At 75.8% G+C, this 16,707-nt stretch carries 11 protein-coding genes; 5 read left to right on the top strand and 6 right to left on the bottom strand.

The annotated features are described in order from the left end of the window. Window positions 1-77 precede the first annotated feature (77 nt). The 3 genes from AC3CHW_RS22200 to AC3CHW_RS22190 form a co-directional block, all read right to left on the bottom strand. Window positions 78-1,643 (bottom strand): DUF5719 family protein, encoded by a 1,566-nt coding sequence (locus AC3CHW_RS22200; RefSeq protein ID WP_488467630.1) that lies wholly within the window; start codon window positions 1,641-1,643, stop codon window positions 78-80. Further along, window positions 1,640-5,740, bottom strand: coding sequence for a glycosyltransferase (locus tag AC3CHW_RS22195; RefSeq protein ID WP_488467629.1), 4,101 nt, complete (start codon window positions 5,738-5,740; stop codon window positions 1,640-1,642). Before AC3CHW_RS22195 ends, AC3CHW_RS22200 begins: the two co-directional genes overlap by 4 nt. A gap of 720 nt (window positions 5,741-6,460) precedes the next feature. After that, window positions 6,461-6,724 carry a WhiB family transcriptional regulator gene (locus AC3CHW_RS22190; RefSeq protein ID WP_176161945.1) on the bottom strand — a complete coding sequence of 88 codons (264 nt, stop codon included), beginning with the start codon at window positions 6,722-6,724 and terminating at the stop codon, window positions 6,461-6,463. 715 nt (window positions 6,725-7,439) lie between these two features. On the opposite strand from AC3CHW_RS22190, the gene AC3CHW_RS22185 reads away from it, so the two are divergent. The 3 genes from AC3CHW_RS22185 to AC3CHW_RS22175 all read left to right on the top strand — a co-directional run bounded on the left by AC3CHW_RS22185 (window position 7,440) and on the right by AC3CHW_RS22175 (window position 10,401). Next, window positions 7,440-7,997 carry a cysteine dioxygenase gene (locus tag AC3CHW_RS22185; protein ID WP_459250918.1) on the top strand — a complete coding sequence of 186 codons (558 nt, stop codon included), beginning with the start codon at window positions 7,440-7,442 and terminating at the stop codon, window positions 7,995-7,997. 62 nt (window positions 7,998-8,059) lie between these two features. Then, window positions 8,060-9,025, top strand: coding sequence for a 2-phospho-L-lactate transferase (gene cofD, locus AC3CHW_RS22180; RefSeq protein WP_187061820.1), 966 nt, complete (start codon window positions 8,060-8,062; stop codon window positions 9,023-9,025). A gap of 5 nt (window positions 9,026-9,030) precedes the next feature. Further along, window positions 9,031-10,401, top strand: coding sequence for a coenzyme F420-0:L-glutamate ligase (locus AC3CHW_RS22175; RefSeq protein WP_488471134.1), 1,371 nt, complete (start codon window positions 9,031-9,033; stop codon window positions 10,399-10,401). Between the two features lie 63 nt (window positions 10,402-10,464). Here the strand turns inward: AC3CHW_RS22175 and AC3CHW_RS22170 are convergent, their stop codons facing one another. The 3 genes from AC3CHW_RS22170 to AC3CHW_RS22160 all read right to left on the bottom strand — a co-directional run bounded on the left by AC3CHW_RS22170 (window position 10,465) and on the right by AC3CHW_RS22160 (window position 14,288). Next, window positions 10,465-11,370, bottom strand: a complete 906-nt coding sequence (locus AC3CHW_RS22170; RefSeq protein ID WP_488467628.1) for a DNA-3-methyladenine glycosylase family protein — start codon at window positions 11,368-11,370, stop codon at window positions 10,465-10,467. A 65-nt stretch (window positions 11,371-11,435) separates the two neighbouring features. Next, a complete protein-coding gene (gene manB / locus AC3CHW_RS22165; protein WP_398611495.1) occupies window positions 11,436-12,518 on the bottom strand; it encodes a mannose-1-phosphate guanylyltransferase in 1,083 nt (360 codons plus the stop codon). A 156-nt stretch (window positions 12,519-12,674) separates the two neighbouring features. Beyond that, a complete protein-coding gene (locus AC3CHW_RS22160; protein ID WP_488467627.1) occupies window positions 12,675-14,288 on the bottom strand; it encodes a peptidoglycan recognition protein family protein in 1,614 nt (537 codons plus the stop codon). A gap of 136 nt (window positions 14,289-14,424) precedes the next feature. Here AC3CHW_RS22160 and AC3CHW_RS22155 point away from each other — a divergent pair, with 136 nt between their 5' ends. Both AC3CHW_RS22155 and AC3CHW_RS22150 read left to right on the top strand, forming a co-directional pair. Next, entirely contained in the window at window positions 14,425-15,195 is a 771-nt protein-coding gene (locus tag AC3CHW_RS22155; protein WP_488467626.1) for a TIGR03089 family protein, read from the top strand. 241 nt (window positions 15,196-15,436) lie between these two features. Continuing rightward, window positions 15,437-16,639, top strand: coding sequence for an LCP family protein (locus AC3CHW_RS22150; protein WP_488467625.1), 1,203 nt, complete (start codon window positions 15,437-15,439; stop codon window positions 16,637-16,639). The last annotated feature ends 68 nt before the right edge of the window (window positions 16,640-16,707 follow it).

Raw genomic sequence — 16,707 nt, 5'->3', positions numbered from 1 at the left:
GCCGCGCTCCCCCACGACCGACCGGTTTCGGCCACCGCGCGGCGTCCCGCGGCCGGGAATCGCCTCCCGGCCCGGACTCAGTCGTCGTTGAGCAGCGACAGGTCCTGGTTGCCGCGCGGCACCGCGACCGTGCCCCGGTCGTCCGGCAGCCCCTGGATGGTGAACATCGGCATGCCGCCCGCCTCCACCTCAAGCAGCCGGGACGCGTACACCGGCCCGCCGTCCAGGCGCTCGACCGTCACCGCGTAGGAGCCCTTCGCGCCGTCGGGGCGGGGCGGGTCGAGGGCGAGCGTCGTACCGGCCTTGACCGTGACCTCCCGGCTGGCCGGGCCGCCGCCCTCGCTCCCGGCCGACGAGGTGACCCGCACGGTGGCGGCCTCGTCGGGCGCGGTCAGGGACAGCGTGCTGCCCTTGGACCGGTTGTCGGCGACCGTGCCGCGGCTCTCGATCGGCGTGGAGGCCGGGATGAACGCCGTCTCCTGCTGGCCGCCCTTGCCCCGCGTCACGCGCAGCGCGGCGACGAACGGCGCCGTGCCGCTGCCCTGCGGCGTGAGCACGAGCGAGCCCGGCTCGCCCTTGGTGAGGTCGCCGAGGTCGATCGCGCTGGTCATCCGGCTCTTGACGCTCACCTTCTCGTGGCCGGCCGGGGTGAGGGAGCCGGAGGGACCGGAGAGCTGGATCTTCAGGTCGGCGTCGCCCGAGCCCGTGGCGTAGGCGACCAGCCGGACCGAGGTGGCGTCCTTCGGGATGCCGGGGAGCACCGCGCGGGTGCCGGGCGGGGCCGCGGCCGGCAGCCAGTCGCTGCCGATGTTGGCGTCCACGGCCTGCACGCTGGCGCCGATGCGACCGGAGCGCACCGCCGCGTGCAGGGTCACGTTGATGGTCGGCTTGCTGACCAGGGTGGAGAGCAGTACGGGCTTGGTGGAGTGCGCCGGGATGTTGATCGACTCGCCGCTGGGCGCCTCCAGCCGGCCGTTCTCGCCGTACAGCTCCAAGTCGACCACCGCCTGCGTGCTGTCGGGGTTGGTGAGGTGGACGTAGTCCTGTCGGTCCCCCGCGGTGCTCACGCCGGGGAACCAGAAGTCGGTGCCGGGGGCGACGCAGGAGGCACCGAGCAGGCCGCGCCCGTCGCCCGCGGTCACGGCGGTGGTCTGCTGCACGGTCCAGCCCGGGGCGAGCGCGCCGTCCGCGACGCCGATCAGCGCGGGCGCGTCGGAGCGCGAGGTGTCCTCGGAGACCGGCGTTCCGGGCTTGGTCAGCGGCACCACCGGGTCGCCGGTCAGCGCGTCCCCGCGCGCGTCGCCCTTGTCCCGGTCGCCGTCCCGCGCCGCGCCGTCCTCGTTCCCGCCCCCATCGTCGGCGGGGTGCGCGGGGAGCAGCTTGGCCGCGCCCTTGTCGTCGCCGCCCTGGCCCGGTGCTTGCGGGGTGTAGGCGGTGTACGTGGTCTCGCCGAGTTCGGACGAGGTGGGCGCGGGGCACACCAGCGCGGAGCGCTCGACCGGCATCCGGGCCGCGGCTGCCGCCCGGGCGCCGCCCGGGCCGGACTTCGGGTCGGAGTCGGAGTCCCCGGTCATCGACGCGACGCCGGTGATGGCGGCCAGGGCGGTGGCTGCGGCGAGCAGGGACAGGGTGGTGCGGTTCATGCCTGGCTCCCGTCGCGGCGGGGCCCGGGGATGGTGCCGTCGCCGTACGTCGTGTCGTCCTGCCCGGCCGGCCCCGCGCCCGGGTCGGCGTCCGGGTAGGGCTGCTGGCCGTAGCCGTAGGGGTCGTAGCCGCTCTGGTAGCCCCCGTCGCCGTACGGGTCGGCCTGGCCCGGCTGGTAGCCGCCCGGGTAGCCGGCCGCCTGGTCGCCGGTGGCGGGCTGGCCCGGGTAGCCGGCGTCCGCGCCCCGCGCGTACGGGTCCTGGTAGGGCTGCTGGTACGGCGGGGGGCCGGGCTGGCTGGGCTGGTCGGGGGCGTACCCGGGCCCGCCGTCCCACTGCTGGCCGTAACCCTGCTGCTCGAAGCCCTGCTGCCCGAAGCCCTGTCGCGGCGCGGCGTACGGGTCGACCAGCGGCGTGCCCTGGACGGGTGTCGCGGTCGGGTCGCCGGTCGGGGCGGCCGGCGGCGGGGGTGCCTGCGGTGGCAGGGGCGGGGCCGGCGGTCCCGCCCCGTCCAGCGGTCCCCAGCCGGGCCGCGGGTCGGGGCCCGCGCCGTCGGGGGTGGGGTCCGCGCCGGGCTCCGCAGCGTCGGGGCGGGGCGCGCCGGCCGCCTCGGCCGCGGCCCGCAGCCGTCGCGCCCGGCGGCCCTCGCCGGCCGGGGGCTGCGCCGCGGCGCCGTCGCCCGGGCCGGGCGCGCCGGCCACCGCGCCGGGGGCGGCGGCTGCCGGGGCCGCCGGGGCGGCCGGGGCGTCGGCCGCCGGCAGGTCGTCGTCCATCTCGCGGCGCCGCCCGGGCAGCGCGAGCACCAGGAGCACCAGGGCGAGCAGCCCCTGGGCCCACACCCACAGCGTGTGGCTGGTCGGCGTCTCGTACGTGAGGGAGAGCCGGCCGCCGGTGGCGGGCAGTTCGAAGCCCTGGGCCCAGCCGTCCACGGTGGTCCGCTGGAGTTCCCTGCCGTCGAGGGTGGCCCGCCAGCCGGGCGCGGCCTCGTCGGCGACGCGCAGCACCCGTCCCTCCGGCCCGTCGGGCACGGTGCCGTGCGCCGAGACGGGGCCGGCCGCGACCGGAACGGGGACGGCCGTCGCGTCGCCCGCGCCGGCGTCGGCCTTCGCGGGCGGCATGACGGCGACCCGGGACACCCGCTGGTCCACGCGCCACAGGGCGCTGCCGTCCTGCTGGCTGAGCCGGGTCAGGCCCGGAGTCGTGTCCAGGACCCGGGCGAACTGGCGCGGGGCGCTGTCGCGGACCAGCACGTAGCGCACGGCGTAGCCGCCGAGTTCGCTGGTCTGGTCGGCCCCCGAGCCGGCGACCAGGTTGGCCACGACGCTGTCGAGCCGCTGGTCGCTACCGGCCTCGGTGGCGGCCTCGGCGTCGCCGAGTCGCGCGCCGGAGCCGCGCACCAGGATGTAGTCGACCCGCGCGGCGCTGCCGTCGAGGACCAGGGTGCGGGCCTGGTCGCGGGTGCGGGCCTCCTCGGCGACGAAGGCCGGGACCTGCACCGGGTCGCGCCGCTCGATCGGCCCGTCGGCGCCGCCCAGCATCCAGGCGCAGGCGGCGATGAGCGGTGCGAGGCCGGCGGCGAGCGCGATGAGCGCGGCCACCGGCTGCCGCCAACCGAAGCTCTGCTCGGCGACGCGGGCCCGGGCGCCCTCGGCGCCCACCAGGCCCGCGCACAGCAACGCGAGGCCGTAGACCAGGGTCGCCGGGCCGGCCCAGCGGTCGCCGCCGGCCAGCGCCGCGAACAGGAAGCCGGTCAGCGCCACCGCCCACGCGGCGCGCACCGCGAGCTGCCGCTCGGAGCGCAGCAGCGCGGCGAGCGCGGCCAGCAGCACGCCGACCATGAGCAGCGCGCCGGGCGCGCCCGGGCCGCCGGGGGTCAGGGTGAGCAGTTCGAGTGCGGAGGCGCCGCCGGTCGCGTGGTCGAGCCCGGCCTCGTCGAACAGCCGGCCCGGGTGCGTGAGCAGCGACAGCGACCAGGGGGCGAGCACGAGCAGCGGGGTGAGCGCGACGGCCAGGAAGCGGGTGCCGTACGCGAGGAGTTGGCCGACCCCGCCACGGGCGCCGCGCAGGACGAGCACGCCCGCGCCGGTGACCATCGCGATCGGCCACACCACCGGCGTGAACGCCATGGTGAAGGTGAGCAGCAGCGCGTACGCCCACACCGCCCGCCAGGAGGGCACCTGCCGCGCGGCCCCGCCGGCGCCGCGCGGCAGGGTCAGCCCGGCGGCGGCGACGGCGGCGCGCGCCATGAGCGGCAGCAGCACGGCGAGCACGGCGGTGCCGAGCCGCCCGCTGGCCAGCGCGCCCGTGGTGGCGGGCAGGAACGCGTACGCGACGCTGGCCCAGGCGCGCAGCAGCCGGGAGCCGATCAGCGGCCGGGAGGCGAAGTAGGCGCTGAGCCCGGCCAGCGGGACCGAGCAGACCAGGAGCAGGGTGAGGGTGAAGCCGGTGCTGCCGAGGAAGAGGGTGGCCAGCGCGGCGAGGACGGCCAGGTAGGGCGGGCCGGCCTCGGCGGAGCCGACGCCGACGGGCTGCCAGGTGTCGGTGTAGCGGGCCCACAGGTCGCCGACGTCGCCGGGCGCGGGCAGCAGGGCGCCGCCGGCCAGCGAGCCGCCGCCGATCAGGTCGCGGCAGGCGACGAGGGAGATGAGCAGCAGCGCGACGAAGAGCACCGGGCCCGGCTTGCGGGCGACCCGCTTGAGCCGGGTGAACTGCTCGACCTCCAGGAAGTCGGCGTCGTCGCCGCCGGGCCCGGACTCGACGGCCCCGTGCCGGCCGCCGGCCGCGGTCTCCGGCTCGGAGCGCCCGCCGACGCTGCTGGCGAGTTGTTCGACGGTGGCCCGGACGGTCGCGCCGGGCGGCGGGAACAGCGGGCGCAGTTCGCTCGCCGCGACCGCTGGCCGGCCGCGCGCCCGCCGCGCCGCGAGCACCCGCTCGGGGCGCAGCAGTACGGTGCACAGCCCGGCGAACTCGTCCACGGCCTGCCCGGGGGCCTTGCCCACCAGGTAGCCGAGGGTGCGCAGCAGGGTGCCGAGGACGACGCGCAGGAAGACGTAGGGGAGCAGCGCGCCGCGGGTGTTGGCGAGCAGCGCGTAGACGGCGCCGGCCTTGTCGACGCGGTGCGGCGACGCGCCACGGGGCGCGAGGCGGCGCAGGGCCGAGCCCTGCTCGCCGTCGGCGGGGGCGGTGCGGCCGGCGCGGCCCACGCAGTCGATGGGGCGCCGCTCGCGCGCGGCGGCCTCCGCGTGCCGCAGCACGGCGTCCGGGGCGACGAGCACCTGGTGGCCCAGGGCCTGGGCGCGCCAGCACAGGTCCACGTCGTCACGCATGAGCGGGAGGCGGACGTCGAAGCCGCCGAGTTCGTTCCACACGTCGCGTCGGATGAGCATGCCGGCGCTGGAGACGGCGAGCACGGGCCGCACCTGGTCGTGCTGGCCCTGGTCCTGCTCGCGGCGCTCAAGGCCGGTCCAGCGGCGCCCGCTGCGGGCGATGCTGACGCCGACTTCGAGCAACTGCCGCTTGTCGTACCAGCTCCGCAGCTTGGGCCCGATGATGGCCGCCCGGGGGCTGGCGTCGGCGACGCGCAGCAACTCGGCCAGGGCGGTGGGTTCGGGGGCGCAGTCGTCGTGCAACAGCCACAGCCACTGCACGGGTTCGCCGTGCGGCAGCTCGGGCATGTCGTACGCGTCGTCGCGCCAGGTGCGGGTGGCCGGGTCCCAGCCGCTGGGGCGCTTGAGGTACGGCAACTGGTCCGGCGTCAGCACCGGGGCCGTGCGCACCGCTTCGTCGACGGCCGTGCCGAAGCCGCTGCGGCGCGCGAGGTGCAGGACCCGTTCCTGGCCGAGCGCGTCGGTGAGCAGTTGGGCGGACGCGTCGGCGCTGCCGGTGTCGGCGCCCACCGCGTACTGCACCGGGCGCTCCTGGCCGAACAGGCCGGCGAGCGCGTCCGGCAGCCAGCGGGCTCCATCGTGGGAGACGAGTACGGCGGTGACCACGTGCCGTGGGAACGCGGGCGTGGCGGACGCCGCGCCCGCGTGGGTGGGCGCGAACTCGGTGGGTGCGGCCGGGTAGGAGGCCGCCGGTTGGCTGTGCACGGACATCGAGGTACGGGCCCCGGTTCGCTGGACTGCGGTGGACGCGTGGGCCCCGCTGGGGCGCCGGTGCGTCTCGGACGGGCCCCCACACTAACGGCTCGGCCGCCCGGCCCCGTCGCGCTGTCCGGGCCGGCCCCTCGGCCCGCTCGCCCGGGTCGCGTCGCCGCTCCGCCCGGGCCGCGTCCCGAACCCCGCGCGCCCGGGGCGCGTACCGCCGCGCGTACGGCGCTCGCGCGCGCGGGGGGCCGCATACGGCCGGGCCGCGCCCGCTGACGGGGCCGCTGAGCCGCACCGGTTCACAGGGCGGCGCGCGCCCGAGCCCCCACCCCGCTCCCACCCGCCCCACGAGCCCGCGGGCCAGATGCGGCCGGGCACCGCTCGGATACGTTCACTTCGCGCACCGCATCGGACACCGACATGTCCCGCCTTGTCCCGACACACCCGGCGCCATCTCCCGTACGCATGTCCGCGCCGCACGAGCCGAGCGCCCGGCCGGGGACCCGACGCGGCGTCAGCGAGCGGCGCGGGCGCGGCCGTCCCGGGCTCGGCGAAGTGGAGCGGGCCCGACCCCGGCAGCGGGGTGGGCCCGGCGCGTACCGGTGTCACCGGGAAGAGCGACGCGCGAGACACGGACTCACACGGGCGCCCAACGCGACGGTCCGCCTCCCGTGCGCCGTGGCGTCGGGGGCGGACCGTGGGTGAAGCCTCTGTGGGGGGACCAGCCGTTCAGACCGCGGCCTTTTTGAGTCGTCGGCGTTCACGTTCGGACAGACCGCCCCAGATACCGAAACGTTCATCATGCGCGAGGGCATATTCGAGGCACTCGGAGCGGACCTCACAGGCGAGGCAGACCTTCTTCGCCTCACGCGTGGACCCGCCCTTTTCCGGGAAGAACGATTCGGGATCGGTCTGAGCGCACAGTGCGCGCTCCTGCCAGCCGAGCTCCTCGTCCGCCTCTTCGACCAGCAGTTGCTGGAACAACTCGGTCATGTGCGCCCCTCGTCCGTCATTGCGTCGCGTGCCGCCGCCGTGAGCGCGAACGACACGTGTGAAATTACAAGTGTGCCGATCCGAGCCAGTCAAGCCGAGATCTGCTATTGGGCCGCTTATTCACTCTGCGGAACCAAGGGCTCGCAGAAAGTGTTCAAATCAGCCTAAAGCCGGACACATCTACCGCCCCGCCGCGTTCGGCGCACGCTACGGCGTCTTCCCGCCGAAACAGACGCCACGCCTGCCGGTCCCAGTTGCGGTCCACACGCCAAAGCGAACCTGATCACATCCCGCCACCCGCACGGAACAACGATCGCGAGCACTCCACGGCGTCAACGACTGCGGATGCTGCGCCACCTCTCCGGTGTCCCGAGTGCACAAACCTTTCTCCGGCCGGAGTAACCGGATGAGGTGAAACATTACCCCCAAAATGGACAGCCGGTTGACAGGATCGAGCAGACCCGGTCTCCTTGGTCACATGTCAGTGAGCCCCATGCCCCGGCCGACCCGTGCTTACGGGTTCCGCTGCGCTGTGCAGGCCCGCTGTCGCTGTTCCAGCTGTTGATGCCACCGAGCTCCAGCTTTCCGCTTGCTTTCGCTTGCCTCTGCTTTCCCCTCGTTCCACTGCCTCCGCGTGCGCGCCGGGTCGCCCGACGCCTCGTTCGGGGCTGATCGCACCGCGCGCCACCCGCACTCCTGCCGAGGAACTCCGTACATGAACAGCGACGTCCAGATCGCCGGGGACTGGCTCGACATTCCCCACCTGCTGCCGCCGGTTCCCGCCCACCCGAGCACCGTCTCGGGCTTCGCCCGCCTCGCCCGCACCATCGCCGCCGACCGCGCGAGCTGGGCCCCGCTGGTCGACTACGACGCGACCAGCCGCTGGTACCACCGGCTGCGCACCGGCCCCGGTTACGAGGTCTGGCTGCTGAGCTGGGTTCCCGGCCAGGGCAGCGGGGCGCACGACCACGGTCGCTCCAGCGGCGTCTTCACCGTCCTGCGGGGGCGGTTGACCGAGCGCACCGCGTACGGGCAGCGGACCCTCGGCCCCGGCGCGCAGCACGTGATCGCGCCCGGCTACGCGCACGACGTCGTCAACGACTCCCTCGAACCCGCCGTCAGCCTGCACGTCTACTTCCCCGGCCTGACGGACATGCCCTTCCACCCCGGCCAGTCCGGCCGCTCCGGCGTCGGCGACGCGGTCCTCGCGGCCACGGCGCACGCCCCTGAGCAGCGGTCCACGGCCACGGCGGCGCTCGGCGGCGGCACCTGAGGCCGCCCGCCCGGCGCCGCACCGGACCACGGCGCGCGCCGCGCGACTGACAGACTGTGCCCATGCGCATTGTGGTTCTGGCAGGGGGGATCGGCGGCGCCCGGTTCCTACGCGGTCTCAAGTCGGCGGCGCCCGACGCGGACATCACCGTCATCGGCAACACCGGGGACGACATCCACCTCTTCGGCCTGAAGGTCTGCCCCGACCTGGACACCGTGATGTACACCCTCGGCGGTGGCATCCACGAGGAGCAGGGCTGGGGCCGGGCGGACGAAACCTTCGCGGTCAAGGGCGAGTTGGCGGCGTACGGTGTCGGGCCCGAGTGGTTCGGGCTCGGCGACCGGGACTTCGCGACGCACATCGTCCGGACCCAGATGATCGGCGCGGGCTATCCGCTCAGCGCGGTCACCGAGGCGCTGTGCGCCCGCTGGCAGCCCGGTGTGCGGCTGCTGCCGATGAGCGACGACCGGGTCGAGACTCACGTACTCATCGACGACCCGGAGGCGGACGGCGGACGGCGGGCCGTGCACTTCCAGGAGTACTGGGTGCGGCTGCGGGCCTCGGTGCCCGCGCACGCGGTGGTGCCCGTCGGCGCCGAGCAGTCCAAGCCGGCGCCCGGCGTCCTGGAGGCCATCGCCGCCGCCGACGTCGTGCTCTTCCCGCCGTCCAACCCCGTCGTCAGCGTCGGCACCATCCTGGCCGTGCCTGGGATCCGGGAGGCCATCGCGGACGCGGGCGTGCCGGTCGTGGGCCTGTCCCCGATCGTGGGCGACGCTCCGGTGCGGGGCATGGCGGACAAGGTGCTGGCCGCCGTCGGCGTGGAGTCCACGGCCGCCGCCGTCGCCGCGCACTACGGCTCGGGGCTGCTCGACGGCTGGCTGGTGGACACGGTGGACGCGCACGCGACCGCCGAGGTGGAGGCGGCCGGCATCCGGTGCCGGGCCGTGCCGCTGATGATGACCGACCCGGCCGCCACGGCCCAGATGGCCCGCGAGGCGCTGACCCTGGCCGAGGAGGTGCGGGCGTGAGCGACCTGGCGCCGGCGCCCGGCGCGGAGCCGGCCGAGGCGGCAGGGCCGGCCGGGCCCGCGGCCTTCCGGGTGTGGGCGCTGCCGGGCATGCCCGAGGTGCGGCCCGGCGACTCCGTCGCCAAGCTGATCGCCGCCGCGGCGATCGGCCCCGGGTTGCCCGGCCTCGCCGACGGCGACGTCCTCATCGTCACCTCCAAGATCGTCAGCAAGGCGGAGGGCCGGGTCGTGCGGGCCGACGACCGGGAGGCGGCCATCGACGACGAGACGGTGCGCGTGGTCGCCCGGCGCGGCGCGCTGCGGATCGTGGAGAACCGCAACGGCTTCGTGATGGCCGCCGCCGGCGTGGACGCCTCCAACACCCCGGCCGGCACCGTGCTGTTGCTGCCCGCCGACCCGGACGCCTCCGCCCGGGCCATCCGCGCGGAGCTGCGCGAGGCGCTCGGCGTCGACGTCGGCGTCGTGATCACCGACACCTTCGGGCGGCCCTGGCGCGCCGGGCTGACGGACGTGGCCATCGGCGCCGCGGGCCTGCGCGTCCTGGACGACCTGCGCGGCGGCACCGACGAGCACGGCAACCCGCTCGCGGTCACCGTCGTGGCCACCGCCGACGAACTGGCCGCCGCCGGCGACCTCGTCAAGGGCAAGGCCAGCGGCTGCCCGGTCGCGGTGCTGCGCGGACTGCCGCGCCTGGTGGGCGAGGCCGCCGACCCCGCCGACATGGGGGCGCGGGCCCTGGTGCGCTCCGCCACCGACGACATGTTCCGGCTCGGGACGTCGGAGGCCGTACGGGAGGCGGTGACGCTGCGGCGTACGGTGCGCGAGTTCGCCGACGCGCCGGTGGACGGGGCGGCGGTGCGGCGCGCGGTCGCCGCCGCGATCACCGCGCCCGCCCCGCACCACACGACGCCCTGGCGGTTCGTTCTGCTGGAGAGCGCCGAGGCGCGTACCGAACTGCTCGACGCGATGCGCGAGGCGTGGATCGCCGACCTGCGGGCCGACGGTTTCAGCGAGGAGAGCGTCGCCAGGCGGGTGCGCCGCGGGGACGTGCTGCGTCGCGCGCCGTACCTGGTCGTGCCGTGCCTGGTCGCGGACGGCGCGCACGCCTATCCGGACGAGCGGCGGGCCACCGCCGAGCGCGAGATGTTCGTGGTCGCGGCCGGCGCCGGCGTGCAGAACCTGCTGGTCGCGCTGGCCGGCGAGGGGCTCGGCTCGGCCTGGGTCTCCTCCACGATGTTCTGCCGCGACGTGGTGCGCGGCGTGCTGGACCTGCCGGCGCACTGGGACCCGCTGGGCGCGGTGGCCGTCGGCCGCCCGGCCGCCCCGCCCGCCGCGCGCCCGCCCCGCGAGCCGTCGGCCTTCATCGAGGTGCGCTAGCGGCGCGGGGCGCGGGCCGGCGACGACCGGCCCGCGCCCGCGCCGTACGGATGCGGGCGTGGCTCACAGGGCCCGGATGTCGCCCGGCGAGAAGCGCGGCGCGCGGCGCGGTGGGACGACGCCGGCGAGCAGGATCAGCCGGCAGGCGCGGTAGCGCTGGTCCGTGTACGGGGCGAGCAGTTCCAGCATGGTGGCGTCGTCGGTGCCGCGCCGGCCGGTGAGGGCGTAGCCGACGATGCGGGGCAGGTGGAGGTCGCCGACGGTGACCGCGTCCGGGGCGCCGTTGCTGCGCTGGAGCACCTCGGCCGCCGTCCACGGGCCGATGCCGGGCACGGCCTGGAGCCGGGCCATGGCCTGTGGCAGCTCCATCGACGCCGCCTCCTCGAGCCGGCCGGCCACCCGGGCGGCGCGTACGACCGTGGCCGACCGCTTGCCGTCCACGCCGGCTCGGTGCCACTCCCAGGACGGGATCAGCGCCCAGCCGCGCGCGTCCGGCATCACCCGCAACCGCGTCTCGGGGCCCGGCGCGGGTTCGCCGTGCCGCCACAGCAGCAGCCGCCAGGCGCGGTACGCCTCGTCGCTGGTGACCTTCTGCTCCAGGATCGAGGGCACCAGCGACTCCAGCACCAGACCGGTGCGGATCAGCCGCAGGCCCGGGTGGCGGCGGTGCGCCTCGTGCACGAGGCGGTGGCGCGGGCGGAAGCGGTCCGGGTCGTCGTCGGCGCCGAGCAGGGCGGGCAGCCGGTCGAGCAGCCAGTCGGCGCCCGCGCCCCACGCCCGCGCCTCGACGGCGCCGCCGTGGCGCGCGAGGCGGATCGTGCCGGGGCCCTGCGGCGTACGCGAGGCCCGCCAGACCGACCCGTCGGCGGCCACCCGGAACGCCGGATCGCCCGGCCCCCGACGCAGCACGCTGAGGTTGCGCACCAGGTCGTACGGGCCTGGCGGGACCCAGGTGCGGGTGGCGGACATTCCGCCAGGGTACGTGGGCTGGCCCGGTGGCCGGGTCCCTCCCCCGGCGCCTGCCCCCGCCGCGGCTACTGGTCAGAGGAGAAGCGCACCGCGCCGGTGGGGATGGCCACGTCGCACCAGACCCGCATGCCGTCGCGCAGTTCGTTGTCGGCGCCCACCGAGGCCCCGTCGCCGATGACCGCGCCGTCCAGGATGGTGCGGGCCCCGATCCGGGCGCCCGCGCCGATCAGCGAGTCGCGCACCCGAGCGCCCTCGCCGACGACCGCGCCGGCGAGCACGGTGCTGCCCTCGACCCGGGCGCCCGCGCCGATCCGGGCGTCGGCACCGATCACGGTCCCGCCGGTCAGCTTCGCGTCCTCGGCGACCTGGGCCCCGTCGAGCACCAGCCGGTCCCCGCGGCGCCCGGGCAGGGCGGGCGAGGGTGCGCGCCCGAGGACGAGGTCGGCCGAGCCGCGGACGAACGCCTGCGGGGTGCCGAGGTCGAGCCAGTACGTGGAGTCCACCAGGCCCTGGAGGTGCGCGCCGGCGGCGAGCAGCCCGGGGAAGGTCTCGCGCTCCACGGAGACGGGCCGGCCGGTGGGTATGGAGTCGATCACCGAGCGGTTGAAGACGTAGGCGCCCGCGTTGATCTGGTCGGTGACGATCTCCTCGGGCGTCTGCGGCTTCTCCAGGAAGGCCGTGACCCGCCCGGTCGCGTCGGTGGGCACCAGGCCGTACGCGCGCGGGTCGCTGACCCGGGTCAGGTGCAGCGAGACGTCGGCGCCGGTGCGCTGGTGGGTCTCGACCAGGGAGTTGATGTCGAGACCGGTGAGGATGTCGCCGTTGAAGATCAGCACCGGGTCGTTCGGTCCTGAGCGCAGCCGCGAGGCCACGTTGCGGATGGCGCCGCCGGTGCCGAGCGGCTCGCGCTCGGTCACGTACTCCAGGTGCAGCCCCAGCTGTGAGCCGTCGCCGAAGTAGGGCTCGAAGACCTCGGCCAGGTAGGACGTCGCGAGTACGACGTGCTCGACGCCCGCGGCGCGGGCGCGGGCGAGCTGGTGCGCGAGGAAGGGCACGCCGGCCGCCGGGACCATGGGCTTGGGCGTGTGGACGGTCAGCGGGCGCAGCCGAGTGCCCTTGCCGCCGACGAGGAGGATCGCTTCTGTCACCTGGTCGTCTCTGCTTCCTGCGGGGCGCTTCGCTGCGGGCTGGCTCGCCCCCGGGCCGGTGGGCCCGGGGGAGGTCGGCGGCCAGTGTATGCAGAGGTCGCGGCCCGGTTCGCGCCGGTCAGCCGAGACGGCCCGGGGCGGGCGTCGCCGAGGACGTCACCGCCCCTGGAGCTTGGCCGCGACGTAGCGGGCCGCGCCGAGCTGGCGGTAGAGCTGCGTCCCGGGGCAGTCGGTGGTGAAGCCGTCCCGGTGCCCGGAGATCACCTTGAGCCGCACGGTGACGCCCTTGCGGTACTTGTTGCTCCCGCCGGAGACCAGGTACGTGCTGCCGGCCGGGTTGCGGCCGTGCAGGCCGAGCTTCCACGCGGTGAGCTTGGCCACGGCGCGTACCGCCGCTCTCGGGGGCGTCGAGCGGGAGTAGGTGCCCAGGACGGCGATGCCGGTGCTGTTGGAGTTGAAGCCGAGGGTGTGGGCGCCGAGCACCGGCTTGCCGGGGCCGCCGGCGCGGCCCTCGTAGATGTTGCCGCACTTGTCGACGAGGAAGTTGTAGCCCAGGTCCCGCCAGCCGCTGCTCTTGACGTGGTAGCGGTAGATGCTGCGGATGACCGAGGGCGCCTGCGCGCAGCGGTAGTTGTTGCCCGTGGCGCTGTGGTGCACGAAGGCGGCCTTGACGGTCCTGGTGTAGCCGAGCCGCCGTTCGCGCAGCCGCTCGTCGGCGCTCCAGCCCTTGCGCAGGATGATCCGGGGCCGTGGGCCGAGGTACCGGCGCTTCCCGTCGCGCTGGGCCTCCGCCTGCTCGGCGGTCTCGGCCGGGAGGACGAGGTCGGCGGCGGCGCTGCGGGTCTGGTCGAGGACCAGGTTGTCGGTCGTCGCCTCGGCCGCGGACTGGTCGGGCTGGTCCGGCTGTTGCCCTGACTGGTCGGGCTGGTCGGGCTGGTCGGGCTGGTCGGGCTGGTCGGGCTGGTCGGGCTGGTCGGGCTGGTCGGGTGCCTGCGGCTCGGTGGGGTCGGTCGCGTCGCCGCTCTGGTCGCCGTCCTGGTCGCCGTCCAGGTCACCGCTCTGGTCGCCGCTCTGTGCCGCGGGGCCGTCGGCGGGGCCGACCTTCGTGGCGGGGTCGGCCGGGTCGGCCGGGTCAGCCGGGTCAGCCGGGTCGGCGGTCGTGGCCGTGGCCGTGGTCGCCGGCTGGGGGTCGCCGGGGTGCACCAGTTCCAGGCGCAGGCCGCTGGGCAGTGGCCCGGCGGCGTGCCGGTCGGTCGGCGCGTGCGGGTGGTCGGGCGCGGGCCGCGCGTGCGGCCGGACACGGAGCTGTACGCCGTCCGAGTCGCCGACCCACAGCGGGGCGGTGGCGCCGCGCACCCGTCCGGAGCGTCGGTCGTCCGCGTCGAGGTCGGGTGCGTCGTCGCTGTGCGTCTCGACGTCCTGCCAGCCGGACCAGCGGTCGGTGCCGGTGGCCCGGGTGCGGACCTGCACCTGGCCGTGCAGGTCGGCCCGCGCGTCGTCCCAGACGACGCCGACGAGGGAGAAGGGCCGCACCTTGCGGGCCGCGACGCCGTACTCGGGCTCCGCGTTGGCGCGGTCGGGGCTCGCCACCGGCCGGGCCAGCGGGGACAGCGGCAGCGACTGGGTGCTGCCGGGCAGTGCCGCGCTGGCGGGCGCGGTGTGGGGGGCGGCGGTGTGGGGGGCGGCTATGGCCCCCTGGCCGGGGGTCAACGGGAGGGCCAGGGCGGCCGTGCACGCGACGCCGACCGCGGAAGCTAGGGTTGCACGCATACCGAAATGCTGGACATCTCAGACATATCTGTCTATTCGAAAGATGACGGTCGGTAGTCGGGAACGCCCGCCACCGGCCCTGGCACCGCCCCGGGTTGACTGCCCGCCAGCCCGCCCGGCGCGTACCCTTGCGGCGATGAACGCCACCGATCACACCCCCGCCGACCTGCTGCGATCCGCACTCGCCGCGGACCCGGCGCGCCCCCTTGTGACCTTCTACGACGACGCCACGGGCGAGCGCGTCGAACTGTCCGTGGCCACCTTCGCCAATTGGGTGGCGAAGACCGCCAACCTGCTCCAGGGCGACCTCGCCGCCGAGCCCGGCGACCGGCTCGCGCTGCTGCTGCCCGCGCACTGGCAGAGCGCGGTGTGGCTGCTGGCCTGCTCCTCCACCGGGGTGGTCGCCGAGGTCGGGGGCGACCCGGCCGCCGCCGACCTGGTGGTCAGCGGCCCGGAGACGCTGGACGCGGCGCGCGCCTGCTCCGGGGAGCGCGTCGCGCTGAGCCTGCGCCCGCTGGGCGCGCGCTTCCCCCAGGTGCCGCAGGGGTTCATCGACTACGCGGTGGAAGTTCCGGCGCAGGGCGACCGGTTCGCCCCCTTCGCCCCGGTGGACCCGGCGGCCCCGGCGCTCGTGGTGGGCGCCGACAGCCCGGCGCTGTCCGGGACCGAGGTCGTCGAGCGGGCCCGGGCCGACGCCGCGCGACGTGGCCTGGAACCCGGCGCGCGCCTGCTGTCGAGCCTGCCGTACGACACCTGGGACGGCCTGTCCGCCGGGCTGCTGGCGCCGCTGGCCGCGGGCGGTTCCGTGGTGCTGTGCCGCAACCTGGACCGGCTCAGCCCCGCGGAGGTCGACCAGCGCCGGGCGACCGAGCGCGTGACGGCGATGGCCACCGCGCCGGCGGGCTGAGCCGGCGGTACGCGGCGGGGTCCGGGCCACCGGGCCCCGCCGTCGGGCCCCGCCGTCGGGGCACCCGAGTAGCCCGTCCGGCGCACCGCGGGGCCGGACCGCAGGCCGGGGCGGGCTGTGGGGGCGATGATCGTCGTGACGCACCACCACGCGCGGGGCCGACGCGTTCGCTCCAGTGACCGACCGCCCCACGCGCCGCGGACTCCGCGGGGGCCAAGGCCCGCGGGGGAAGGACCCCGACGTGAGTGAGCGCCCCACCGACCCGGAAGCAGACCAGCCGCCGCCGTCCGGCCCGCCAGCGCCGCGCCAGCGCCGCTGGCTGCGCTGGACGGCGGTGACCGCCTCCGTCCTGGTGCTGCTCGTGGCCGGCGCGGGCTGGGTGCTGTACGAGCGCCTCAACGGCAACATCACCACCGACAGCGACACGGCGGAGCTGCTGCGCAAGTACGAGGCGGAGCGGCCGACGGTGCTGGTCAAGGGCGCCCAGAACATCCTGCTCATCGGCAGCGACGACCGTGGCGGGCCCAACGGCAGGTACGGCCGCGACCGGGGCACCCAGCGCTCGGACACCGCGATCGTGCTGCACCTGTCCCGCGACCGGGACCGCGCCACCGCGGTGAGCATCCCGCGCGACCTGATGGTGCGCATCCCGCACTGCGAGCGGCCCGGCGGCAAGCGCCAGCGGGCGACGTTCGGGCAGTTCAACCACGCCTTCGAGAAGGCCGGGGCGGCCTGCACGATCCGTACCGTCGAGCAGCTCACCGGCGTGCGGATCGACCACCACATGATCGTGGACTTCGAGGGCTTCAAGCGGCTGGTCAACGCGGTGGGCGGGGTCCAGGTGTGCCTCGCGGCGCCGATGCGGGACGCGAAGGCGCGGGTGGACCTGCCGGCCGGGCGCCAGGTGCTGGACGGCGAACAGGCGCTCGGCTTCGTCCGCGCCCGCTACACGCTCGGCAACGGCAGTGACACCCAGCGGATCGCGCGCCAGCAGGCGTTCATGAGCTCCCTGGTGCGCAAGGTGCAGGGCAGCGGGGTGCTGCTCAACCCGACGAAGCTGTATCCGGTCCTCGACGCGGCCACCTCCGCCCTGACCACGGACCCCGGCCTGGACTCGTTGCGGGATCTGTACAACCTGGTGCGCGGTGTACGGGACATTCCGTCGGACAAGGTCGATTTCCTCACCGTGCCGCGGCGCGCCTTCCGCCACGACGCCGCGCGCGACGAACTCGTACAGCCGGACGCCGACCGGCTCTTTGCCCAACTACGGGAAGACCGTCCGGTGACGCCACGGCGAAGCACGGTCGAAGCGGCCGACAACGCCGGCGGGAAGAACGGCACGAAGGCCGACAAAACCGACAGTGCGCCCGGTGGGACGCCGCCCGGTGCCGCCTCCCCCGGACCCGTGCCGACCGCACGTGGGCTGTGTGAGAAGAGGAAGTGAAAAACTCCGCCGGACCGTGTCACGGCGCCGAATGGATTGGGCAAATTGCCCAGTTGTAGGAACGCGCG

The sequence above is a fragment of the Streptomyces sp. MGP-BFMKR1 genome, assembly GCF_057766585.1.
This window is presented reverse-complemented; position numbering and strand designations above follow the sequence as displayed.

Coding starts and splice junctions, on each gene's coding strand:
- AC3CHW_RS22200 (WP_488467630.1), bottom strand. CDS start 1,643: ATGAACCGCACCACCCTGTCCCTGCTCGCCGCAGCCACCGCCCTGGCC.
- AC3CHW_RS22195 (WP_488467629.1), bottom strand. CDS start 5,740: ATGTCCGTGCACAGCCAACCGGCGGCCTCCTACCCGGCCGCACCCACC.
- AC3CHW_RS22190 (WP_176161945.1), bottom strand. CDS start 6,724: ATGACCGAGTTGTTCCAGCAACTGCTGGTCGAAGAGGCGGACGAGGAG.
- AC3CHW_RS22185 (WP_459250918.1), top strand. CDS start 7,440: ATGAACAGCGACGTCCAGATCGCCGGGGACTGGCTCGACATTCCCCAC.
- cofD (WP_187061820.1), top strand. CDS start 8,060: ATGCGCATTGTGGTTCTGGCAGGGGGGATCGGCGGCGCCCGGTTCCTA.
- AC3CHW_RS22170 (WP_488467628.1), bottom strand. CDS start 11,370: ATGTCCGCCACCCGCACCTGGGTCCCGCCAGGCCCGTACGACCTGGTG.
- AC3CHW_RS22160 (WP_488467627.1), bottom strand. CDS start 14,288: ATGCGTGCAACCCTAGCTTCCGCGGTCGGCGTCGCGTGCACGGCCGCC.
- AC3CHW_RS22155 (WP_488467626.1), top strand. CDS start 14,425: ATGAACGCCACCGATCACACCCCCGCCGACCTGCTGCGATCCGCACTC.